Origin of the sequence: Sphingomonas phoenicis, assembly GCF_047238005.1 — a bacterium.
GTDB lineage: Bacteria > Pseudomonadota > Alphaproteobacteria > Sphingomonadales > Sphingomonadaceae > Sphingomonas.
This window is the reverse complement of record NZ_JBDFMC010000002.1, coordinates 486,765-509,480: the sequence shown is the minus strand read 5'-3', so window position 1 is coordinate 509,480 and position 22,716 is coordinate 486,765. Positions and strand designations below refer to the sequence as shown.

Annotated in this window: 21 protein-coding genes and 1 pseudogene; 9 read left to right on the top strand and 13 right to left on the bottom strand. The window is 70.9% G+C overall.

Annotation, left to right across the window (positions count from 1 at the left end):
• Window positions 1-25: 25 nt before the first annotated feature.
• From rlxS to ABC319_RS03335, 6 genes are all read right to left on the bottom strand, one after another.
• Window positions 26-2,008, bottom strand: a complete 1,983-nt coding sequence (gene rlxS, locus ABC319_RS03360) for a relaxase/mobilization nuclease RlxS (RefSeq protein ID WP_413068877.1) — start codon at window positions 2,006-2,008, stop codon at window positions 26-28.
• Window positions 2,009-2,371: 363 nt separating this feature from the next.
• Window positions 2,372-2,734 carry a hypothetical protein gene (locus ABC319_RS03355; RefSeq protein WP_413068876.1) on the bottom strand — a complete coding sequence of 121 codons (363 nt, stop codon included), beginning with the start codon at window positions 2,732-2,734 and terminating at the stop codon, window positions 2,372-2,374.
• A 456-nt stretch (window positions 2,735-3,190) separates the two neighbouring features.
• Window positions 3,191-3,844 carry a lytic transglycosylase domain-containing protein gene (locus ABC319_RS03350; protein ID WP_413068875.1) on the bottom strand — a complete coding sequence of 218 codons (654 nt, stop codon included), beginning with the start codon at window positions 3,842-3,844 and terminating at the stop codon, window positions 3,191-3,193.
• A complete protein-coding gene (locus ABC319_RS03345) occupies window positions 3,832-4,401 on the bottom strand; it encodes a S26 family signal peptidase (RefSeq protein ID WP_413068874.1) in 570 nt (189 codons plus the stop codon). Before ABC319_RS03345 ends, ABC319_RS03350 begins: the two co-directional genes overlap by 13 nt.
• Window positions 4,394-4,630, bottom strand: coding sequence for a helix-turn-helix transcriptional regulator (locus ABC319_RS03340; protein ID WP_413068873.1), 237 nt, complete (start codon window positions 4,628-4,630; stop codon window positions 4,394-4,396). Before ABC319_RS03340 ends, ABC319_RS03345 begins: the two co-directional genes overlap by 8 nt.
• Before the next feature lie 181 nt (window positions 4,631-4,811).
• Window positions 4,812-5,132: a DUF736 domain-containing protein gene (locus ABC319_RS03335; protein WP_413068872.1), complete on the bottom strand. Its 321-nt coding sequence runs from the start codon at window positions 5,130-5,132 to the stop codon at window positions 4,812-4,814.
• Window positions 5,133-5,514: 382 nt separating this feature from the next.
• Here ABC319_RS03335 and ABC319_RS03330 point away from each other — a divergent pair, with 382 nt between their 5' ends.
• Window positions 5,515-6,015, top strand: a complete 501-nt coding sequence (locus tag ABC319_RS03330) for a thermonuclease family protein (protein WP_413068871.1) — start codon at window positions 5,515-5,517, stop codon at window positions 6,013-6,015.
• Between the two features lie 413 nt (window positions 6,016-6,428).
• Here the strand turns inward: ABC319_RS03330 and ABC319_RS03325 are convergent, their stop codons facing one another.
• The 5 genes and pseudogenes from ABC319_RS03325 to ABC319_RS03305 form a co-directional block, all read right to left on the bottom strand.
• Window positions 6,429-8,273 carry a ParB/RepB/Spo0J family partition protein gene (locus ABC319_RS03325; RefSeq protein ID WP_413068870.1) on the bottom strand — a complete coding sequence of 615 codons (1,845 nt, stop codon included), beginning with the start codon at window positions 8,271-8,273 and terminating at the stop codon, window positions 6,429-6,431.
• A gap of 94 nt (window positions 8,274-8,367) precedes the next feature.
• Window positions 8,368-8,829 carry a DUF2958 domain-containing protein gene (locus tag ABC319_RS03320; RefSeq protein ID WP_413068869.1) on the bottom strand — a complete coding sequence of 154 codons (462 nt, stop codon included), beginning with the start codon at window positions 8,827-8,829 and terminating at the stop codon, window positions 8,368-8,370.
• Window positions 8,817-9,998, bottom strand: a complete 1,182-nt coding sequence (locus ABC319_RS03315) for an ArdC family protein (protein WP_413068868.1) — start codon at window positions 9,996-9,998, stop codon at window positions 8,817-8,819. Before ABC319_RS03315 ends, ABC319_RS03320 begins: the two co-directional genes overlap by 13 nt.
• Window positions 9,999-10,708: 710 nt before the next feature.
• Window positions 10,709-11,185: a DNA -binding domain-containing protein gene (locus tag ABC319_RS03310; protein ID WP_413068867.1), complete on the bottom strand. Its 477-nt coding sequence runs from the start codon at window positions 11,183-11,185 to the stop codon at window positions 10,709-10,711.
• 133 nt (window positions 11,186-11,318) lie between these two features.
• A pseudogene (locus tag ABC319_RS03305) lies at window positions 11,319-11,696 on the bottom strand (transcriptional regulator domain-containing protein); the annotation flags it as partial.
• A gap of 79 nt (window positions 11,697-11,775) precedes the next feature.
• Between ABC319_RS03305 and ABC319_RS03300 the strand changes: the two are divergent.
• The 8 genes from ABC319_RS03300 to ABC319_RS03265 all read left to right on the top strand — a co-directional run bounded on the left by ABC319_RS03300 (window position 11,776) and on the right by ABC319_RS03265 (window position 17,691).
• Window positions 11,776-12,522, top strand: a complete 747-nt coding sequence (locus tag ABC319_RS03300; protein ID WP_413068866.1) for a LuxR family transcriptional regulator — start codon at window positions 11,776-11,778, stop codon at window positions 12,520-12,522.
• Window positions 12,523-12,596: 74 nt separating this feature from the next.
• The gene (locus ABC319_RS03295; RefSeq protein ID WP_413068865.1) at window positions 12,597-13,217 is read left to right on the top strand and encodes an acyl-homoserine-lactone synthase; all 621 of its coding nucleotides are present in this window, start codon (window positions 12,597-12,599) and stop codon (window positions 13,215-13,217) included.
• 15 nt (window positions 13,218-13,232) lie between these two features.
• A complete protein-coding gene (locus tag ABC319_RS03290) occupies window positions 13,233-14,105 on the top strand; it encodes a phytanoyl-CoA dioxygenase family protein (RefSeq protein ID WP_413068864.1) in 873 nt (290 codons plus the stop codon).
• Window positions 14,102-14,701 (top strand): GntR family transcriptional regulator, encoded by a 600-nt coding sequence (locus tag ABC319_RS03285; protein ID WP_413068863.1) that lies wholly within the window; start codon window positions 14,102-14,104, stop codon window positions 14,699-14,701. The genes ABC319_RS03290 and ABC319_RS03285 overlap by 4 nt, the downstream gene beginning before the upstream one ends.
• Before the next feature lie 119 nt (window positions 14,702-14,820).
• Window positions 14,821-14,949 (top strand): benenodin family lasso peptide, encoded by a 129-nt coding sequence (locus ABC319_RS03280; protein WP_413068862.1) that lies wholly within the window; start codon window positions 14,821-14,823, stop codon window positions 14,947-14,949.
• A gap of 142 nt (window positions 14,950-15,091) precedes the next feature.
• Window positions 15,092-15,226 carry a hypothetical protein gene (locus ABC319_RS03275; protein WP_413068861.1) on the top strand — a complete coding sequence of 45 codons (135 nt, stop codon included), beginning with the start codon at window positions 15,092-15,094 and terminating at the stop codon, window positions 15,224-15,226.
• Between the two features lie 55 nt (window positions 15,227-15,281).
• Window positions 15,282-17,384, top strand: a complete 2,103-nt coding sequence (locus ABC319_RS03270; RefSeq protein ID WP_413068860.1) for an asparagine synthase-related protein — start codon at window positions 15,282-15,284, stop codon at window positions 17,382-17,384.
• Window positions 17,329-17,691, top strand: a complete 363-nt coding sequence (locus ABC319_RS03265) for an asparagine synthase-related protein (RefSeq protein WP_413068859.1) — start codon at window positions 17,329-17,331, stop codon at window positions 17,689-17,691. Before ABC319_RS03270 ends, ABC319_RS03265 begins: the two co-directional genes overlap by 56 nt.
• Here ABC319_RS03265 and ABC319_RS03260 read toward each other — a convergent pair.
• Together ABC319_RS03260 and ABC319_RS03255 are read right to left on the bottom strand one after the other, a co-directional pair.
• Window positions 17,610-19,700 carry an Atxe2 family lasso peptide isopeptidase gene (locus tag ABC319_RS03260; RefSeq protein WP_413068858.1) on the bottom strand — a complete coding sequence of 697 codons (2,091 nt, stop codon included), beginning with the start codon at window positions 19,698-19,700 and terminating at the stop codon, window positions 17,610-17,612. The genes ABC319_RS03265 and ABC319_RS03260 overlap by 82 nt on opposite strands.
• Window positions 19,701-19,732: 32 nt before the next feature.
• On the bottom strand, window positions 19,733-22,654 hold the full coding sequence (locus ABC319_RS03255) for a TonB-dependent receptor (protein WP_413068857.1): 2,922 nt from the start codon (window positions 22,652-22,654) through the stop codon (window positions 19,733-19,735).
• Between the last annotated feature and the right edge of the window lie 62 nt (window positions 22,655-22,716).

Sequence of the window (22,716 nt, the reverse complement as noted above, 5' to 3'; positions counted from 1 at the left end):
TCGTCCGTACGCATGGATGGCCTTGCTAGGTGATCGAGGGACCACTTCGCCCGCGTCCGATCGTCCAGCTGATGCCATCGCCACGCACGATGCCGGACACCGCCTTGCCCGCATGCGGCTCGAGGACCGGCCGCCACGGCACCAGGGTAAAATCCCACCTCCGCTCAATGAGGGCATAGCGGCCGCTCGCGAGGTCGATCGAGCGCCGATAGATGCCCGACACCCGGGGATCGTCGCCGGGATCGGCGAACGGCAGCCCGATTTCCGACGAGAGCCGGTCGGCGGCTGTCATCAATTCGCGACGTCGCAGGGTTTCCAGCGCACCCGGTCGATACCGACGCTGATCGCCTGCCGCCTCGGCCAGATCCTGCTCGACGAGCCATAGCCGGCGCCGCTCCTGCGCCAGCCTGACGTCGCGCCCGAACCCGGCATCGCGGAGCGGCTCGGGCGCGGCCGATACCGCCTCACGGTCGAGCCAGGTCACAGCGTGCGCGTCGACGAGCCGATCGAGCGGCGCACGCGAGAGGATCGCGACCGCGACCGGCCGATCGGCCAGCCGGGTGCGTTCCCAGGCCTCGACCCGGTCGAGATGATCCGCCGCGATCATCCATTGACCCGACGGCGTGCGTTCGACCCCGCCCCCGCCCCGCCGCATCGCCTCGAGCCGGCGGACATGGGTCTGCGCGAAGTCTTCGGTGGCGCCCGGATCGTGACGCAGATGCGCGTCGATGTCGTAGACGCCGCCATTCGCGACCGCGACTTCGGCGATCGTCCGGTCGGCCGCGCGAACGGTGGCCCGGACCGGCTCGATCGCGACGATCGCGCCGGCCGGGACGCTCTCCAGGTTGAGCCCCCTGCCGATCGCGACGTAATGGCTGCGCCCGTCCACGGCGTCGACGACGAGATAGTGCCGGTCGGCGTGTTCGTCGGCGAGCCCGCGCGCGACGAGGCGCCCGACCAGCCGCCGGGCACCCTCGGCCGATGGATCATAGACATTCTGGTCGACGCCCGCGCGGTCGACCGCGGCGTCGGTGAGCGCGCGCTGGAGGGTGCGGACGATGTCGCAGCGTTCGCCCATGCGGCGCAGCGTGTCCGCGAGGTTGTCGGCGAGGCGGAAGCGATGGCTGCCGACCCGCTCGGCGAGACCCATCCGCTGGAGCTTGGCGAGGCGCCCTGCGCGGATCGTCTGTTCGAACGCGGTCGCGCCGCGCGCCTCGACGATGCCGTCGGCCTCGGCACCGCGCAGCAGGTCGCGATCGATCGAGGTCAATCGATCCTGCTCGACCTCGGCGCGCAGCGCCGTCTCGATCGCGCGCGCCGTCCTGGGGCCAAGATCGAGGTCGACGAGCTCGGCGGCGCGTTCGCGAATGGCCTGGGTCAGATACTCGCGTGCGATGACGAGATCGGCGCCGCGCTCGTCGACGCCGCGCACGACGATGTGGGTGTGCGGATGACCGGTGTTGAAATGGTCGATCGCGACCCAGTCGAGGCGGGTGCCGAGGTCGTCCTCGACCTGGGTCATCAGCCGCCGGGTCAGCGACTTCAAGTCGTCATACTCGGCGCCGTCCTCGGGGGAGACGATGAAGCGGAACTGATGACGGTCACCGGTGCCGCGAGCCCGGAATGCGGCGCCGTCGGCGCCGTCCGTCTCGGCGCCGTAGAGCGCGCCGCGATCGCCCTCGCGCGTCGTGCCGTCGCGCTGCAGATACCGCAGGTGCGCCGCGGCGGCATCCGCCCCCTTGCCGGCCAGCCTGACGATGCTCGCCTTGACGATCACGCGGCGCTGGCGGAGCGCCGCGTGCGGGCCCCGCGCGGCGAGCACGCGGCCGACGCCGGCACCGCGACCGATCCGGCTGCCGGAGAAGCCGGCGCTGCGGCCGCCTGCCGGTGCACCGCTTCGCGCCAGCGCGGCGGCCGCGAGCACGCGGCTCAGATAGCGGCGCGCGGGCTTGCCGCCCTGGACACGCTGCCGGCCGAGCCGGGGTTCGAACTCGGTATCGTCGGCCATGATGAGGTGGGTTCCCGCAAGCGTGGCGCGGCAATCATGGCGACAGACGCGCCCCGTGAAAACCGGTGCCGGCGAATCCCGCGGAAAAGCGTGGCTTGGCGCGAGGATGGCACCGGGCGGGATCCCGACAGTGCCGGCGGGATGGCGAAAAAGGGATGTGCAGACAACAGGTTACGGCACCAGGGGTGCCGTGTCTTTATCTTGCCTTACGCCACCTTGCCTTACGCCACCTTGCCGCTCCCATGCCGCGTTTCGCCCTGATTTCCACCACCCGGACCTGACGCCGCGCCCCGCCGTCGAGCAGCGCAAAGGGAGCCGGACGCCATGCTGTCCGCATCGCGCCCGACCCCCGGTTGCATGCCATCACCTGGCCGCCAGCATCGCCGCCCGCGCCGATCCTTCGCCGTCCAATACCCGGCAGCCTTCCATCCCGTGCGCCGCGCCGTCGCCGTCCACGATCATCGTCGCCGCGAACCATGCGGCATCGAGACACCCGCAGATCGCCACCCGATCGAGCACCAGATCCTCGTCGTCCAGCCCGCCCTCGTAGCTTCCCAGCCAGCGCTCCGCTGTGCGCGCGTCCCAGCGAAAGTCCGCTTCCTCCGCCGCCAGAAACCGCTGCGCCAGCCCCTCGCCGGCGCCGCGCCCGAACTCCAGCTCGAGCCCCGCGATCAGCGCCGCCATCACCCGATCCGACGCCGCCGCGACTGCCTGCATTCCGCTCATCATATCCTCCATCCGCTTGCCGTCCTCCCATCGAGGACAGCCCTCGTCCGGCGGCTGGCGTGGTGGCTGTCAGGGCTGCCGGAGCGTCAGCGGAGGCACCGCGAAGCGGCGGCGGAGGAGCCGATTTTGTCGGGGGTGAACGAACAAACGCGCGCGCGAAGCGCGCTCGCTTGCCCGGCAAAATTGGAGGGGCCGCCGGCCTTGCACAGCCACCGCGCCAGCCGCCATGCTGGGACGACCCGAGACGAGCCCTCCCCCGCCCGCCGCATCACCCCCCGGTTGACGCCAAGAACCGCCGGCGGCCCCTCAGCATGATGGAGGATGCCGCTCGGCCTGCACGCTGCGATCGCCGCTGTTCACGCCTCGCCGACGCGGCGGAGCGGGAGACGGAGCAGCACGCCGTCGTCGGACCGGGTCGCCGACGCGCATCGCTATCCTATGCTGGAGATCACCCGATCAGCGGGGCTTGCGGACGACGAACAAATTGCCTGGGGCGGCGCGTTCGCGCGCCCGGACAGTCGACCATTCTCCCGACTGGGCGTCGCCTGCAGCGGGGATCGCGAACAGCGAGTGCGCGCCGCGCTCGGTCGCGGGTGCGGCTGGATCGAGGCTGTCGCGCGGGAACCCGCCAGTGTTCGCGCCCGCCACCGCGACGAGATAGCGCCGGGTTTCATACGGCAGCGCGCGACCGGCGAGATAGGCCGCGTACCGCGCCGGCCCGGCATTATAGGCGGCGAACAGGCCCGGGTAGCCGAACCGGTCGTAGAGCAGGCGGAGATAGGCGGCGCCGGCGAGGATATTGTCGCGCGGATCGTGCGGATCGCGACCGAGCCCCCATCGCGCGCGCATCGCTGACCAGGTGCCCGGCATCAGTTGCATCAGCCCCATCGCGCCGGCGCGCGAGACGATGGGCTGACCGCCCCAATGCGTTCGACCGCCGCTCTCGGCCGCCATCACCCGCTCGATCCAGACGGCGGGGATCGCGAAGCGCGCGGCGGCGGCGACGGTGAGCGGACGCCAGTCGGCCACGCCCTCGGCATGCGCGGCAGCCGGCGTGAGCTGGCTCAGCGCCAGCGCCACAGCCGCCGTTCGCCGCGTCACGCGAGCCATAATGGCGTCGCCTTGCCGACGACGTCGCGCTCGCCGGTCGGACCGAAATAGCGGCCGTCGAACGAGTCGACGGGGTCGTTGAGGAGAAGCAGCGCGCCGTCGCGCAGGACCAGGCAACCGTGCCACCACGGCATCGGCCGGCCCGCCCGGTCGCGACGTTTCCGCATCGCGCGCACCTGTCCGTCGATCGTGATCGTCGCGCCGACCGCGCAGACGCGGTCGCCGGGCACCGCCGCGACGCGCTTCACCAGCGGCACGTTGGCGGGCAGATAATGGCGGGTCGCGGCGAGCCGGCGGGGTCCGGCGGGCGCCCAGGCGACGACCCTGTCGCCGCGCGCGAGCGGCACGCCCGGTGCCACCGCATAGAGGCCGATCGGCGCACTGGCGCTCGCGTTCCAGACCAGCCGCGGGGTCGGCGGCAGCGCGATCGTGGCGGCGACCATCGCGATCCCGGCGGCGACGACCGCGGTACGACGGCGCAGCCGCGCGCGCCGGGCGCGGCCGGCGCGCAGCGCGTCGCCCCAGGCGAACAGCGGCAGGTGGCGCGGGTCAATCATGGCCGCCGCCGCTCGCCCGGGCCGCCGACCACGCCTCGATGTCGTCGATATGGTAGCGCCAGGTCCGGCCATGGCGTCGACACAGCGGACCCCGCCCGGCGGCACGGAGCGCGCGCAGCGTGCTATAGGCAATGCCGAGGTGGAAAGCGGCCTGTTTGGCGGTAAGATAAGGGCAGGTCTGCCGCGCCGCCTGCGCGCGCGCGGCGGTGTCGTTAGTGGGGTCGGCCATCGGTCGGTTCCGCATGACGGCGTCGCCCGATTGCGCCGCCGCCCGCCCGTCATCGCCGCGCAGCGCCGCGCCCGGCAGGGTCGGAATCCGGCCCGCGTGATTGCGACCGTCCCGCCTGCGATCGCATCCCGGCCGGAAGGCTGGCGGCGGCCCCTGCGGGAGCCGCCGCCCGTCCGCCCAGTCAGTCGGCGGGGTTCCAGATGATCGCGAACGCGTCGTCGTCATCCTGGCCGGCGGCGCGGCCGAGGTTCGCGTAGAGCCGGCGCGGGCCGAACTCCGGGGCAGCGAGGCTCAGCGAGACATAGTCCTGACCGGAGGTCTCGCCGACCCGGTTCCACCCGGCGCCGACCTCGACGCCGCTCGACACGACGCGATAGTCGGGCTGGCGATCGCTGGTCTTGCGGGTGACGGGGACGATCTCGATCTCGGCGCGGATCGACAGCGTCTTGAGCTGGCCCTTGTAGCCGTGGCCGTCGCGGGTGACGTATCCGATTGCGGGCATGGTTGGTCTCCTGATGCGTCGCCCGGACCATTTTCCGGACGATGGCGCGACCGCAGGGGACGGCAGCGCCGCGCGCGAACCGCCAGGCCGGAGCGTCAGCGGAGGACCGGAGCCAGGCGCTGATTTGAGAGCGAAGCGGCCGCGAGGAGCCCGCCGCCAGGCGGGCGGGGAAATCAGTGCCGCCGCGATGGTTTCGCGCGCGGCGAGGCGGCCCCAGGTCAGGCGCTCGAGGACCGAAAAGGCGTCACGGGCGACCGGATGGACGACGCGCCACAGCGCCGGTAGCGCCTCCCGCGCGCCATCGGCATGGGCTCGGTCATGCGTCGGACCAGTACCGCCACGACGAGGGATGCCCGCGCGCGACCGTGCGTCACATCGCCCGATGCGCCGATCGTTCGGGCTGGCGCGCCGGGTCGGCGCAGGCCAGAAGGGCGTCGGCATGACGACGGCACGATCAACGTTAGCCAGCGCGGGAGCGATGGCGGCCTGCCTGCTGATCGCGGCCTCGCCGCCCGCGCCGATGCGCGTCGCGAGCGTCACCGACGGCGACACCTTCCGGCTGGTGGGCGGCGAGCGCATCCGCATCGCAGGCATCGACGCGCCCGAGACGCGCGCCGATCAGGCGGATTGCCCTGCTGAGATCGTGCAAGGCCGCGCCTCGGCCGCGCAGGTCCGCGCGCTCCTGCTCGGTCGCCGCGTCGGGATCGTCCCGGTCGGTCGCAGCTACGCGCGCACCGTCGCGCGTGTCACGCTGGGTGGCCGCGATTTGGCGCGCGCGCTGGTCGCGATCGGTGCCGCCCGCTGGTGGCCGCGCGGCGTGCCGAAGCCCAATTGGTGTGGTGGGACGACGCGCGCCCGCCGTTCGGGAGGTCCAAGCCGATGACGAGGGCTCCGGCACGGATCGCGGCGCTGATCGTGCGGCTGGCCCCGCAACCGGTCTGCGATGCGTGCCTGGCGGTGCGGCTCGATCTTGCCGCGACGGGCGCGGCCAACGGGGCGACCCGCAGGCTCGCGGGACCCCCCGGATTCGACATCAGTCGCGACCTCTGCGCGCTGTGTTGCGGCGAGAAACGGGTGATCCGGTATCGGGCTGACCGCCGACATCGTCGCCATTAACCGCCCTTCGCGCCGGTCCCATGGCGGTCCCATGCGGCTCGCTCACGATCGGGCCGGCAGGCCTTTCGGCAAGGACAATGCGCGCACCCCGGCCCGGAGCCGTCAGGGTCCGGGCCGGGGTGCGCGCCGGATTTTTGGGGCGTGGGAGCGGCGTCCTCGGCGCCGCTCCCGGTGCGCGGATCAGGCCGCGAGCCGCACGTCGTCGGCATCGTCCGGCGTCGGCGGCAGCGACGCGGCCGCCATGGCGCCGTCGCGATCGATGTCATCGCGGTCTGTGTCGGCGTCGGCGACCGCCGCCTGCGCCGCGAGCGCGCGAGCATGCGCCGCGACCGTGCCGACGCCGCCGCGCTCGGTATAGGCCGAGGGCGGAAAGGCCATCCAGCGCGGCACCCAGCCCTCGACCTTCCTGCGCCCGTCGCGGCCGGCGAGATGGTCGGTGATGATCCGCTTGAGCGTCTTGCCCGGCTCGTTCGAATTGGCGGCGGCGATCGTCGCGCCCGCCACCTCGGCGACCATCGCGCCAAGCACCGCCCGTTCGCGGACAAGGTCGAAGAAGGCGGCATCCGCCTGCCAGTGCTGCGCCATGTCGACGCCGATCCGCAGGCCCACCGCCTCGACGACGGGACTGCCGCTCGCCAGCGTCTCGCCCATCACGATGGCGAGCACCTCCAGGACGAGGTCGTCGGCGAGGTCGAGCAGCCGCGCGAACACGGCGACGACGGCGTCGTCGAGCCGCCAGCCGCGCGCGCCGCCGGTCACGGTCGGCGCGTCGGCATCGAACCCCAGCGCGTCGAGGACGGCGCGACGGCGCGCGTCGAAGATGCCCTCGGCGGGGGCCGTCTCGACGCTCTCCTGCGTCGCCGGATCGCGCGCGACCTGCGACTGGACGCGGACGGTCCAGAGCGAGGCGCCGGCGACCGCGTGCGCGACCATCAGCCGGAGCGCGACGCGCGGATGATCGAGCAGCGTCGCGCGGACGGCGGCATGGCGATGGAGGTCGACATAGGTCTGGATCGCGGCCGTCGTCTCCGGCCGGGGCGGTCTGGCGTCGGTCAAGGGCGTCTCGCCCCTTGCCAGCCGGGCCGCCTCGCGGCGGCTGACATAGCCTTCGTGGATCGCGACTTCGCCGGTCGACCGGACGTCGAGATAGACGCGCCCGCCCTTGCGCTTGGCCGCCTTCTCATATTCCCATGGCGCGAAATGCTCGGCCGGCGGCACCACGATCGCGTCGCTCCACCCCGCCGCGAGATAGGCGGCGCGGCGCGCCTCGATCGCGGCGGTCTGCGCGCGCCAGAAGGCATCGGCATCGGCGAAATAGCGATCGTCGCCGAACAGGTCGGCGACGATCGCGAGGCCGCTCGCCGCGACGTCGAACAGCGCGTGTGCGACCGCGATCGACTCGCCGCCGAACAGCCATGCCTTGAGCTGATGCCCGGTCGGGCAATAGGCCTTCGGGTCGGCGGCGAGCGCCAGCCATGCCTGCTGCTGGCGCTTGGTCGCCATCGTCAGGTGGCGGACGGTCGCCGCGTCGATCCGCTCGGCCGCGTACATCCGCCGGATCGCTGGCAGGAGGTTGCCGAGCGCGAGCGTCCGCCGAACCACGATCTCGGGCAGCATGAAGGTCGCGGCGATGTCGTCGACGCTGCGGCCCTCGCGGACCAGCCGGGTGAAGCTTTCCCAGCGGGTGACCTCGTCCGCGTCGAGACGCGCCATGTTCTCGATCATCGACGCCTCGACCGCGTCGGCATCGTCGCCGGTGTCGAGGATCGCGCACGGCAGGTCGTCGGCCTCCTCGCCGGCCGCGATGCGCTCGTCGGCGACGATCAGCGCGGCGGTGAAGCGCCGAAACCCGGCGACGATCTCGAAGGCGTCGGGCGCTGCGGCGGGCCGCACGGTCACGGGCTGGAGCACGCCGCGCTTGCGTACGCTCGGCAGGATGTCGGCGACATCGGGGCGCGTCCTGGCGAAGCGCATGTTGGTACGGCTGACCGACAGCTTGGCCAGCGGGATGAAGGCGAGTTGCATCGTTTCCACTCCTTGCGAAGGACCGCCCTCCCCGGCGCCTGATCGGGCGGGATCGTGGACGATCGGGGATTGCGGGCGAGACGCGCCCGCCGCGTCAGCCGTCGTCCGAACCGGACGACGGAAGCTCACCCAGCACGCCCGCCGGGTCGGCGGCGGGCGGCACCGGCGGTGGCGTGCGCCGCGCCGCAAGCGCCGCCTCGGCGGCGCTCAACGACCCGGTCGCCTGCGCCGTCGACGTCCATAGGGATAGCGGCGCGGCGCTCACGAAATGCCCGTCGCGCTCGATCGTCAGCCCGTAGGGAAGACGAAGCGCGGCGATCTCGGACAGGCTGAACGAACCCAGCTCGGGGCAGCCGAAGCCGAGGTCGGCGAGGCCGAACAGCGTGTCGCCGTCCGCGTCGAGTTCGGTCGCGAGCCATGTCGCCGCCCCCAGCGGATTGAAGAGTTTCACGACCGGCGACGGATCGGGTTCCGGACGGCCGAGGCGCTGCGCCTCGACCTGCGCAAGCGCATTGGCGGTAAGCGCGAAGCGCAGCGATGGGGTCAGCAGGTCCATGGGCATGATCCTCGGTCTGGGTCAGCGAAGGCGGCGCGACCGCGCGCGGGGTCCGGGACGGAATGAGCCGCGTGGCCGGTGGCGGGGGGGCACGCCGCCACCGCCGGCATCGGCTGCGCCGGCGCTGCGGCGGTGGCCTCGGCGTGGCGGGCGAGCAGCCAGTCGGCGGCCCGGCTGGCGGCGCTCGCGGCGCGGAAGATCGCCCGATTGTCCTCGCGCAGCACGTCGAGCCAGCAGGCGATATAGTCGGCGTGACGGACGGTGGGCACGATGCCGAGCGCGGCACACAGGAACGCCGATCCCATTTCGGCAACGAGTTCCTCGCGCGCATAGTCCTTGCTGCCGACCGCGTTGAGCAGCCGGCGGTCCAGCCGGCTGGGGTGGCCGGTGGCGTGGGTCAGTTCGTGGAGGACGGTGCGATAGAAGTTGATCGGCGCAGGGAACGCCGCCTGCGGCGGCACCTGCACCACGTCGCGCGCCGGCATGTAGAAGGCCTGATCGCCACCGACATGGAAGCCCACGCCGCTCGCGGCGACGACGGCCTCGGCGACCGGCACGACGTCGCGCTCGTCGAGCGGCACGGGGTCGGGCGCAAGATCACGAAGGCCGTCGCACTGGGCGACGTTGAAGACGGTGAAACGCTTGAGGAAGGGGATCGTGCGCGGCCCTTCACAGTCGCCGGCATCGGCGCCCTTGCCGCCCGCCAGCGGGTCGGACGCCGCACCCGCATCGCCGCGCGGCACGAAGCGGTCGGCATAGACGACGGTCGTCCCGCGCTCGCCGCGTCGAACCGCGCCGCCTGCCGCGATCGCCTGCCGGAAGGTCAGCCAGCCGTGCGACGGATAGCCATGGTCGATCACCGCGCCCCACAGGATGAGGATGTTGATTCCCGAATAGGCGCGCGCGGTGACCGCGTTGCGCGGCAGCGCCGGGCCGATCGCGCCGCCGCCTGCCCGCCACGGCTGCACCCAGGGCACCCGCCCCGCCTCCAGCTCGGCGACGATCCGTGCGGTGACCGCGTCGTAGAGGCTGGCGCGGCCGTCGCCGCCCCGGTCAGCGGGCGCGGCGCCCGCCGGGACGAGTGGGGTTCCGGCCCGACCCGACGCCCGCGCGCGGGCAGCGGACGATGGGCGCTTGCCGCTGGCGCGGCGGGTCGCTGGGGTGGACATCGCAAGCCTCCGACACCGCCCGAAAAACCCACATGGCCTCCCCGGAAAAGCGGGGGTGGGCGGCACCGGCGACCGGAGAGGCCCGCCGCAAGCGGCGCCTGCACCCCAGCCGGATCCCCGCGGCGGCACGTCCGCGGGGTGGCGCAGGGCCGTAACGCCAGTGGAGGAGCCGGGCGTCAGCCCGGCTTGCCGGCGACGATGGCGGGCCTAGCAGGAAGCGCCGCCCACCCGCGCTTGACCGGGAGAGGCCACCACCAGCGCCGCCGCGCGCGAGCGCGGCGACCGCCCGACGCGCGGCGGCGCCGCGCCCGACGATCAACGGCCCCCCGGCGAAGGCCGGCGATAGCCGGTGCCGGGTCGCGGGTCCGGCGGCAGCCGACGTGGCGCATACGCCGCCGAGGCGCCGCCGCGACCGCGGGCGCACCGGCCGTCCGGTCGGAGCCGGAGGGCCTGCGGGGCAGAGCAAGAAGGTCGCACCCTGACGGCCGCGCCAGCGGTCCGGCAGTGTGCGTCCTCAAGCCCCGCTCGATCGCAGGTCAGCACCCGCTGACCGCCGCCAGCGATCGTCACCGTGAGGCCGATACCTGCGCGGCAGGGATCGGTGGCGCGCATCGGCGAGCCATAGAGCGCGGTCGCGCGCGACCAGCGTGCGAGGCGCAGACGAGCATACGATCCCGCCCGGTATGGCAGACCTATCTGCGCCGCTCTCGCTAGGAAACGGCGCCGTTCCCCCGTCTCGCCATCAGCCGACGCCACCCGCCTCTCGCCAGTGCCCGCGCGTCGGCGACCATCCGGCGTACCCGCGAGCGTAATGAATCCGACGACGCCCGCCAGTCGAGGTCGACCCGGTCGTCACCATAGAGGACCGATGCGATCATGCGCTGGCTGGCACCGTCGTCGAGCGCGTCGCGCACCCGGAGCACGACGAGGCCGCGGGCGATGCCGGCATCGGCGGGAAAGAGCGATGCGGCGAAGCGTCCGTGCTGGGAGAGATGGAGAAGCCGGCGCAGCGGCAGGATCTGTGCCGCCGCGCCGGACAGGCCGGCGATGGTGAACTGCAACATGACCGATCGCGACGCGAGGCTCCCCTCCTCGATGTCGAGGCGGATGTGATGCCAGCCGTCCGACAGCACCGCGTGTTCGCCGGTGAGATCGGCGGCAATAGCGAGCCAGCGGGCGAGGATCACGGGATCGAAGGCGCCAGGCGTGCCCGACGGACAGGCCTGGGCGGTTGCCTGCAGGACGCCGGGATCGAGATCCGCCCGCCAGATGATCGTCGCTTCGGGGGCTTCGCGGGCCGGATGCTCGGCGAAAATGTACCCCCCAGGGCGCCGCGCCCTCGTTCAGTGCCGCGTGCAGCGTCCTGATCCCCCGCGTGACGTCGCTGGCACGAGCATACCAGGCGACATAGTCGGCATCGCGGCGCAGCCACTCCCACATGAGCCCGCTGCGATCGATGCGGCGCAACCGATCATAGGCCTGGCCGTCACGCCAGTCCGGCCGGCGATCGAGCCGATCGCGCACGTCAGGCGATCGCCCCGATCGACCGGCCACCCCGCCGCGGCCGCTTGATGACACCTCTCGCGACGCCGCGATCTTTATACTTGGATAATAGTTTTGACTCTTCTTCGAGCCGGGCCACTCTTCGGCAAGGAACGGCAAAGCAAAACGCCGGCGGCGGGTGTGAGAAGCCAGCATCCGGCCTGGGGGACGACGGAAGGGCGATTGCGGGACCTGCGGCAGCTTGAGACGCCGCCCGCGGTCGAGTGACTGCCCGATGGGCATGCACGTAGCAGCGCAACTGTGCGAAATGATCGACGCGGTCGGCAGCGCCGACGATTTGCGCCTCGCGATGCGTGACAGTTGCGCGGCCCTCGACTTCCAGTATTTCGCCTTGTCGCATCATGTCGACGTCGCGGCTGCACCGACCCCAACGATCCGGATACATAATTATCCTGGCCACTGGGCGGCCTATTACGACGACCGGTGTCTTGGCGTCGTCGATCCGGTCCACCGCGCCAGCCACGTGACCAGCGTCGGATTTCGTTGGTCGCACATGCCCGCCATGATCGCGCTGACCGCGGCAGACCGCCGGATCCTCGCGCTCGGCCGCGAGGCCGGCATCGGCGACGGGTTCACCGTGCCGGCGAACGTGCCCGGCGAGGCGCGCGGTTCGTGCTCCTTCGCGAACGAGGCGGGGCGTCCGTTGCCGGTCGCGATGCTGCCGCTCGCGCAGCTCGCCGGCGGCTTCGCCTTCGAGGCTGCCCGCCGACTGACGCTGCCCCGCGGGCTCACGCGCGACGACCGACCCGTCCTGACCGATCGCCAGCGCGACTGTGTCCTGTGGGCGGCACGCGGCAAGGGCGACTGGGAGATCGGCCGGATCCTCGGCGTGAGCGAAGAAACCGTCGCCCGGCATATCAAGCAGGCCTGCGATCGCTACGGCGTGAACAAAAGAACATTGCTGGCGATCCGGACATTGTTCGACGGAACGATCACCTTCACCGACGTCTTCCGGCGATGATATGACCCTTTTCCGGTATAGAAGCCGAGCCGCTCAGACGCCGATCCTTGGTCGATCAACCAAGGAGTTCCATCATGCTGCACGTTGCCGAAGCGGGACGAACCCACGTACCCGACACGGTCCTTCGAACCATGTTCGCCGCCCGCAAGGACGTGTTCGTCGACCTGTTGAAGTGGGACGTGCCCGTCGTCGAGCACCGCTACGAGATCGATCAGTTCGATGACGAACACGCCAGCTATCTGATCCTCGTCGACGGCGACGGTCGCCATCTCGGCTCGACCCGACTGCTGCCGACGTCGCGGCCACACATCCTGGATTCACTCTACGCCGAACTGTGCGACGGCACGCCGCCGACGGGGCCGACAACCCTGGAAATCACCCGCTTCTGCCTCGACCGCCGATTGCGGGCGGCGGAGCGGCGTGCGGTGCGCGACACGCTCGTCGTCGGGCTGGTCGACCATGCGCTGGCGCACGGCATCACCTGCTACACCGCGGTGGCCGAGTTCGGCTGGTTCCAGCAGATTCTCGCGTTCGGCTGGCGATGCCGGCCGCTCGGACTGCCGCGCTCCATCGAAGGAGCGACGCTCGCCGCGATGCGGATCGAGATCGACGGAAGGACGCCGGCGCTCCTCGCTACCGCCGGTATCCGCGCCCAGGCCGACCTGCTCCACTGCCCGCAACGCGCTGCGGCCTGACCGAAAGGACGTCCCATGACCATGCCGATCGACCCGGTCGCCCGCTGGACCGCCCAACTCGCCAGCGACGGCTGGTGCATCATCCCAGGCGCGTTACCGCAAGCCACGATTGCCGCGCTCGACGCCGACCTCGCCGACGATTTCGCGCGGACGCCGTTCTGCCAGGGTGGCTTCTATGGCGAAACCACCAAGCGGTTCGGACGCCTGCTCACTCGCTCGCCGCATGCCGCCGCGCTCGTCCAGCAGCGCACCATCCTCGGTATCGTCGAGGCGTTGCTGTCACCCTGGTGTGACACGATCCAGCTCAACGTGACGCAGGCGATTGCCGTCCATCCCGGCGCGCCGTCACAGCTTCCGCACCGCGACCAGGACATGTGGCGAGGGCCGATCGGGGAGATCGAGTATCTCGTCAACGTCATCTGGCCACTGACCCCGTTCACCGCCGAGAACGGGGCGACGCTCGTCTGGCCGGGCAGCCACGGCGCCGAGGCGCTCGCACCGCCGCCCGCAACAGCGCCGGCCGCGGCGGCGATGCAGCCAGGCGACGCGCTGGTGTTCCTTGGATCGACGCTGCACGGCGCCGGGGCCAACCGATCGACCGACGTACGCCGGGGACTGGTCGTCGGCTACGCGCTCGGCTGGCTCAAGCCCTACGAGAACCAGTGGCTCGCCTATCCGCCGGCGATCGCGCGCCATTTCCCGCCCGACCTCGCCGCCCTCGTCGGCTATCGCCAGCATCGCCCTAACCTCGGCAATTACGAAGGACGCTGTCCGTCGGTCCTGCTCGACGACGCGGTGCCCGACCATCTTGCCGCGATCGATGCGTTGCGTCCCGATCAGGAGGAAGTGATGGCGGCGTTTCTTGACGACCAGCGCCGCGCGTCATGAACGCGGGCGCGACGGCGGAGCGCGTCTATGATGCGCTCAAGCGGCGACTGCTCGCAGGAACAATCGCGCCCGGCGAGAAGCTCGAGCCTGGCGCGTTCGCGGACGAACTCGGCAGCAGCGTCACCCCGGTCCGTGACGCGCTCCATCGCCTCGCCGGTGAACGCCTTGTCGAGACGCGCACCAGCGAGGGCTTCCACCTTCCCCTGGTAACCGAGCCGGGGCTGCGCGATCTCTACAGCTGGAACGCGATACTGGCGCGGTTGGCGATCGGCGCCGCGCGACAGCCAACACCGGCGCACGTCGCCGATCAGCTGGCGGTCGATATCGAGCGGGCGACGCGACAGTTCTTCCGGCTGCTCGGGCGGCGCTCCGGCAATGTCGAGCTGGCCGCGCAGATCGAGGCGGCTAATGACCGGCTGGGCGCGGCCCGCGCCGCCGAGCGGCGGGTGCTGACCGGGCTCGAGCCCGAATTGCGGGCCATGGCCGTGACGCTCGATACCGGCACACCGGCGGCGCTGCGCACGCTGGTCGCCGCCTATCATCGCCGACGGCTTCGGGCGGTCTCGGCGATCGTCGACGCGCTCTACCGGTTCTGAGCACGGGCCGACCAGTGCAAACAATCGCGCTATAGTCGTGGTATAAAGTTCGGATCATACCGCCTGCGACCTACGCTCCTCCTGCCGCGATCGTCCGCGGCGACAAGAGGAGCACCACCATGTGTGACCATGACACCACCGCCGACATCGTCGAACTCGGCGCGGCCAGCGTCGAGACGCAGGGCGCCTATGGCCCGGTCATCGAGCCGAGCGCGGTCGGGCAGCTCACCGGCATCACCGACGAGTGACACCCGCGCGGGCGCATCCTCGCGGGTGCGCCCGTTGGCTCGCCGCAACCATCGCGGAATATTGCCAGTATAAAGCTCGGATAGACGCATCTTCCAGCCACCCTCGGCTCCGTCCGGCATCGGGCAATCGAGCGAGAGCAGCATGGAACGCGACATTCAGTATGACGGCAAGCAACCGGTCGATGTCGGCACGGCAAGAATCGCAGCGCGCGGACCGTTCGGCCCGTTCATCGACCCGAGCGGCATGACGATGAACGATACGGTCGCCGGAGCGTGACGGCAGAAGGCGAACGGATCGACGGTCCGTCCGCCCCGATCATGGGATCAGCACGATGCATCGCTTCCGCATGGGTGACGACATCGGCTATTGCCGATTTGACGACTGCACCATCGTGCTCGACATAGGCGCCGACCGCTATTGGCAGGTCAGCGCAGCGCTCGGCGCGGCGCTCGACGCCGTCGCCCGCGATGGCGGCGCGGCGCTGACGCCGGCGGCGGTCGAGCGATTGATCGCGCTCGGACTGGTCGAAACCGGCGCGGCGCAAACCGTGACCCGTTCGCTGCCGCCCACACCGCGCCACAGCGCGCTCGGCGCGGCGGCGACGGCCGAGCGGCTGCAGCCGCTGCTCGCGGCCGAAGTGGTTGCGACGACGCTCATGGCCTTCCTCGGTCTGCGCTGGCGCGGATTGGCACGGACCTTGGCGTCGCTCCGGCGGCGCCGATTCCGCGCCACCACGCGTGACCTCGACCTCGAGGCGCTCGCCCGCGCTTTCCATCGCTATCGCCGCTGGCTGCCGATCCGTCGCGTCTGCCTCGCGGATTCGCTCGCCTATCTCGCGCTACTCGCCCGCCGCGGCGCCTTTCCGGCGCTGGTCTTTGGGGTCGAAGCCCGTCCCCTTCGCCGCGCATTGCTGGGTCCAGGAGGAGGACGTCGTGCTCAACGACGTGGTCGACCACGCGACCCTCTTCTCGCCGATCCTCGTCATATGAGCGGCGCCCGCTTCTGCGCGATCCTGGGCGGCACGGCGCCTGCCGAGCGCCAGCGGTGGGTCGGCAAACTCGCCGCCCGCCACGGCCTCGTCCCGGCGATCGACACCGGCGGGCTTGTCATCGTGACCGGCGATGCGACGCGAACGACCCCTGTCGGCACTCACGGCCTCGTCGTCGGCGACGCTTTCGGCGGACCTGCGGCAGGAGCGTCGTCCACCTGGGAGGCGGCGATCCTCGGCTCGAACGGACGCGCGCTCGGCGAACGTTGCTGGGGCGATCATGTCGCGTTCGTATCGCAAGGCTCGGGGGCGCCGATTACCGTGTTGCGCTCGCCGTCGGGCGGACTTCACGCCTATCGCGCCCGGCTGTCCGGCTGCGACGTCATCGCATCCGACGTGCGTTACCTGCTGACGCTCGGCGTCGCGCAAGCGATCGACTGGGCGTTCGTCGCCGATCACCTGGCCTATCCGCATCTGCGCGCGCATCGCACCGGCCTCGCGGCGGTCGACGAGATCGTCGCCGGCGACGGCGTGACCTTCTCGCAGCACGGTCCGGAGCGGTTTGGCTATTGGTCGCCGTGGCGATTCACGACACCCGAACGGCGCATCGTCGACCATGGCGAGGCAGCCGCCGCGGTGCGCGATGCAGTCCTCGCTTCGACTGCCGCACTCGCCGGCCGCTACCGGCACATCCTGCTCGAATTGTCGGGCGGACTCGACTCGTCGATCGTCGCCGCCGCACTGGCGGCCGCGCGTCCCGACACGACCTGCGTCAACTTCGCGACGCCGACCGCGGAAGGTGACGAACGCGTCTATGCCCGGGCCGTCGCCGACCTGACCGGACTGGCGATGACCGAGATCGAGGCCAGCGATGCCATCGACCTGACCAAGCCATTGCCAGGACCGACCGCCCGCCCCGGGCTGCCGGGCGTCCTCAGAAGCTGGGAGGAAGGGCTCATCGCGATCGCCGGGCCGCGTGACATCGACGCCTTTTTCGGTGGCACCGGCGGCGACAACGTCTTCTGCTCGCTGGGCTCGGTCGCGCCGGCGGTCGACGCGGTGCGCGCCTTCGGTCCCGGCCGGCAGTTCGGCCGCACCGTCGCGGCGCTGGCGACGATCCATCACGCCACGACCTGGTCGGTCGGATGGCGGGCGATCCGCCAGTCGATGCGGCCCGCCAAGCGCGAGCGCTGGCCGCGCGCAAACGACCTGCTGCGACCCGAAGTCCTGCCAGTGGTGCCGCCGGCCCATCCCTGGCTCGGCGACGACGTCGATACCGCCGACGCCGGCACGCGCGCCCATGTCCGTTCAATCATGGCCGCCCAGGCATCTCGACGGCTATTTGCGCCACAGCGTCGCGCCCTCGGTCTTCCCGCTGCTCGCGCAGCCGGTGATCGAGACCTGCCTGCGCATCCCGAGCTGGCTGTGGATCGACGATGGCCGTGACCGCGGCATCGCCCGTTCGGCGTTCGCGACCGCGCTTCCGCCAATCGTCCGCGATCGCCGCACCAAGGGCATGATGAATGCCTTCTGCGCCAAGGCGTATCAACGTAATCGCGTGCGTTTCGAGGGACTGCTCCTTGAAGGTCACCTCGCTCGGCAGGGCCTTATCGACCGTGACGCACTCGCCACCTATCTGCGACGCCCCGGCCCGCTGCGTGACAATCGCTTCTATCGCGTCCTTTCGCTCGCCGACACCGAATTGTGGCTCGATGCCTGGCTCGGCGGCACGTCGTCATGCCAGCCGGGCTGACGCGCGAACGAACGCCAGCGCCGATACTGCGCGGCCCGCGCCGGATCGGGATCGACATGATCCTGCAGCCAGAAGCGGAACCAGTCGAGATAGCGGCGAAAGGCGGCGAACTTGTGGACCGGTTGGTATTTGATGTGGGTCTCGCCGGCAAAGGCCCACAGCTCGACGGGCGTGCCGACGCGGTCGAGCCTGGCCGCGAGTTCCAGATTGGCGCGATATTCCTGCTCGGGCGCCTGCATGAGCAGCGGTGTCTGGATCGACGCGGCGTTCATGGCGGGTGACAGCGCACGCCAGCGCTCGGGCGCGACGTCGGGCGCGTCGAGGCCCCACACCCGCTTCATCAGCGCCGGCGCATCGCGGCCGGGCATCGCGGCGAACCAGTAGAAGGTCGGCGTCAGGAGCGAGGTCGCGGTTGCCACCGCCGCGAGCAGGTCGGAGCGCATCGCCGTCCACATCGCGATCTCGGCGCCGAAGCTGAGACCGCCCATGCCGATCCGGCGCCGGTCGACGATGCCGCGGCAATCGAGCAGATCGATCCCGGCTTTGATGCCGGCGAGCGCGCGGTGATACTCGGCTTCGTTGTCGGTCTGCTCGGATCCGGCGGCCGCGCGGTTGATGCAGAGGACGCCGATCCCCGCGGCGGCGAGCTGGCGCAGCGGGAACTCGTCGCCGGTGCCGCCGCGCAGGAAGCCGTTGCAGACATAATAGGTGACGAACAGCGGCGCTGGACCGGTGGTCCCTGCGGGTGCGAGCCACTGCGCGGTGAAACGGTCGCCGGCCGGAGAGGTCCACGCCAGGCGTGCGAAATGCCGATCGAGGCGGCGGCGCAAACCGGCATTGGGATCGGCCAGCGTCGCCACGTGACCGCTCCCCAGATCGATCCTGACGAGCCGCGGTGGTGCGTCGGCGTCGGCCGTGACGCAGACCGCGACCACGCGGGAGAGCGCACAGCCGTGCGTGCCGTCGCGCCCGCCGTCGAGCATGCCGCCCGGCGCGGCGATCGATCGCGTGACGTCGGTGGCCGGATGCCACAAAACCAGGCGATGATTGCCGGCCCCGTCGCCAAGGGTGGCGACCAGTGCGTCGGCGCCGGGCACCCAGTCGGCATGGACGACGCTTTGCCCACGGCACACCGGCGCATCGCACCAGATCGCGTCGGCTCGGCCTTCGCCTCGGGTCACCGCCAGCTCGCCGTGGATGCCGTCCGCCAGTACCAGGGCGACCCCACGCGCGTCGCCCGAGGGCGTGGCGGCGAGGACACGCCGGCCCTCGAGCGGCGGCAGCGGTGTCACGCCCGGCGCTACGAGCGCCGCCTCTGCCGCCGTCGCGACACGCGCGGCGCCGCCCGCGTTCAACACCCGCACATAACGGCGCGGTTGGTCGGCGAGCAGGCCGCCATGGGCGAACCACGAACCGGTCAAACGCTCGGTAGCGGCACGTCCGTCGATACGGCCACCGTGGTAGAGCGGCCGGTTGGGATCGACCTGGCGATCGATCAGGACACCGTTGTCGAGGCCTTGAGCCTCGGCGGCGGCGATCGCCGCGCGGGTCGCGCCGACGCTGTAGACGACGTCGCTTGAGCCCGGCACCAGCGCGAAGGCGACGATATCGGCGGCATCGTGCGTCACCTGCTCGACGCCACGTCCATCTGCCGACGCACGCCACAGCTGGGCTGCACCGTCGCGCGCCGCGCGATAATAGATCCAGCGCGAGTCGGCCGACCATAGCGGCGGCGCCGCGAAGATCTGGCCGTCGGGCCAGGTGCCGGCTCCCGCGTCAGCGACACGCCGCGGCGGCGTGCGACCGTCGAGCGCGACGACATGCCAGGCGAGATCATACGCATTGCGCGCGACCGACGCCGTCTCGCTCCGATAGGCGACCCATCGGCCATCGGGCGAAATCGCAACGCTCGACAGGTCGGTGACCTCGATCATCGACACGATCGAACGGTCGCTGATCGACGGCTGCGCCACCGCCGCCAGCGGCGCCAACGCGGTGAGCGCGGCCACGACCGCTGCTGCCGCCCTGCCCTGCCCCGCCGTCACCACGGCTTGGTCACCTGGAGCGCGACGAGCCTGCCGATCGCGCTCGCATTATCGGGGTCGAACCCCGCCGCGGAGAAGGTGGTCGGGTTGTTGACGTAGGGCGGCGCCCGATCGAACAGGTTGGTGACGCTGAGCGCAACGCGCGTGGCGCCTGCGGTGCCGGCGCGGCCAAGATCGTAGCCGAGCTGAAGGTCGACGGTGGCGTAGCTCGCGACCTTCTCGGGTCGGACGAGCGCGGTGTTGCGGTAGCCGTCGACGAAATTGACGAACGACGACGCGCTTACGCGACCGGCGGTCGCGAGCAGACGCCCACGCAGGCGCAGGTCGACCGGGTTGCCGATCGTCGACACCAAGTCGATCGTCGGCGCCGTTGCGATGATCTTCTGGTCGATATGGAACAGGTACGAGCCGCTTACCCCGCCCTCGACGACGACCGGACCATCGGTGCGATAACCGATGTCGAAGTCGAGGCCGCGCACGCGCGACGAGGCAAGGTTGTTGGTGCGCGCGTCGATCAGCACCGCGATATTTCCCGCCGCGATCCCGTACGGATTGGAGAAACTGGGATCGGCATAATAGCCGGCGATCACTGCGGCGCTGGGGTTCTGGGTGATGAGCGGGCCGTAGCGCGTCCGATTGGCGAGGAAGGTCAGATAGTCGCTCTGAACACTGACGATCCGGTCGCGATAAGCGATATCGAACACTGTCAGGTCGATGCCGAGCCCGGGTAGAGCTGCCGGACGGAAGCCTAGGCCGAACGTCTTGGTCGTCGCCCGCTCGGGGCCGATCCCCGGCTCGTTGCCGAACAGGATCAGGGCATTGGTCTTCCCGCTCGGCGACGCAGGATCGGTCAGCGCCTGCGGCAGGTAGAGCGACGCGCCCTTGCCCTGGCGCGTCTCCTGGAAGCTCGGCGCGCGGAACGACGTGCCATAGGTCGCGCGGAGGGTAAGATCGCGGACCGGCTGCCAGCTCACGCCAATCTTTGGATTCGCGGTGGTGCCGAAGCTGTCGTAACGCTCGACGCGGCCCGCGATCGACACATCCAGCCGATCGATCCCGGCGACACCCTGCGCCGGCGCGACGATCGGGACGAGCAGTTCGCCATAAGCCGCGCTCACCGTGCGCGCCGCCGGCAGTCCGTTGGTCGGCAGGTAGCGGGGCGTCAGCGTGAATTGCAGGTCGGTGGTATCGTAGGCATAATATTCGTGGCGATATTCGCCGCCTACCGCGAGCTTGATCGCCCCTGCGGGCAACCGCGCGACCGGCCCGTCGGCGCGGATGCTGCCGCTATAGACCTCGTATCGGCCCTCGGCGGTAAGATAGCCGCGAACCTTGTCGATTGTCGCCGGGTTGGTGAACGTGCCGTCCCCGAAGAGGTTGTAGGCCGTCGCGCGATTGGTGTCGGCGAGCGCCACCGCGAGTGCCGCATAATTGGGGATGTTGTCCGATCGGAGCCGCTCGGTCTGGAGGCCGTAGCTCCCCATGAGGTCTGCGTGCCAGCGACCGAGGTCGGCCGACAGTCCGCCGACGCCGCTATAGGCGCGCACGTTGGTGGTCGCGGTCTGCGGCCCCAGGTCACGCGCAAAGGAATAGTTGATGCGCAGCGGCTGCCGGATGCCGATCGGGTCGACGTAGAAGGGGTTGGTCACCGGCACGACAAAGGCGCCGTAATTGTCGGGGAGCGAGTGCGTCGACGACCGACGGGCGGCGAAGAAGCCCTCGGCCGAAAAGCGCAGCCACGGCAGGATGTCCTGGCGAATGGTCGCGCTCGCGGCATGGCGGCGCGTCGCCGGGAGAAGATCGGAGCCGAGCCGGCCGTCGCCAAGGTTACTTGTCCCCGCTACCAGCGCCGCTGCGCTCAGCGCAGTGCCATCCTGCCCGCGCGGGATCGCGAAAGTCTGGCCGTTGGCGGCGATGATTGTTCCGGGGTTGGCGAAGGTCTTGCGGTAGTCGGGGCCGCCGAAGGCGCGCAGATCCTCGCGCGCATAGGCGCGGTCGGCCGCGCGCAACCGGCCGCGTCCATAATATTCATAGGCAAGCGTGAAGTGACCGGTGCGCCACCCGACCCCGGCGAGCTGGCTCGCCTGGACTTCGTCGAACCCGTTCGCCAAGCCGTAGCGCGCGCGCGTCTCGAACTCCGTCGCTTCGGTCCGCAGTTTGATGTTGACCACGCCCGCCACCGCGTCGGAGCCGTACAGCGCCGATGCGCCGTCGGTCAGCACCTCGACCCGCTCGATTGCGGTCGAAGGAATGAGCGACAGGTCGCTGAACGCGCCGAACAGCCCGCCGAGCGCTGGGCGATTACCGTCGACCAGGACGAGCGTCGACGATGCGCCCAGCCCGCGCAGGTTGACGCTAGACCCGAAGCCGCTGTTGGCGCCGGTGTTGTTGCGCACCGAAACGCCCACCGATCCTTCGTTGGGACCGCCGCCGAAATTCTGCGGCAGCGCCTGAAGCAGTTGTTGCGTCGTCGCGTAGCCGCTGCGATCGATCGCCTCGCGGTCGATCACGATGACGTCGGCACCGGCGGCGGTCGCGCCGCGGATTCGCGTGCCGGTGACGAGAATGTCGCGGTCGGTCTCGCGCTCGGTTTCGGGCGCGGTAGCCGTGACCGCGAAACCGGCGCCGACGCGCGTATAATGGAGCCCCGACCCGACGAGCAGGCGGTCGAGCGCCTCCTCCACGCTCAGGCGGCCGACAAGCGCGGGCGCGGACCGTCCCTCGACGATCGTGGCGGGAACGAGGATCGTGCGGCCGGACGCCACCGCAAGCGACTGAAGCGCGAGGCTCAGCGGCTGGCTCGGCAGCGCATAAACCCGTCGCCCGCTCTGCGCCTCGGCGGCGGTGGCGACGACCACACCGGCAGTCAGGACGGTGCCCAGCAGCCACGGCGTCATGGTCGATCGAAGGTGTAACATCGGAACATCTCCCCCTTCCCGCCCCATGGCGGGTCAGGGGGGAGACGATCGATGGGGCGTTT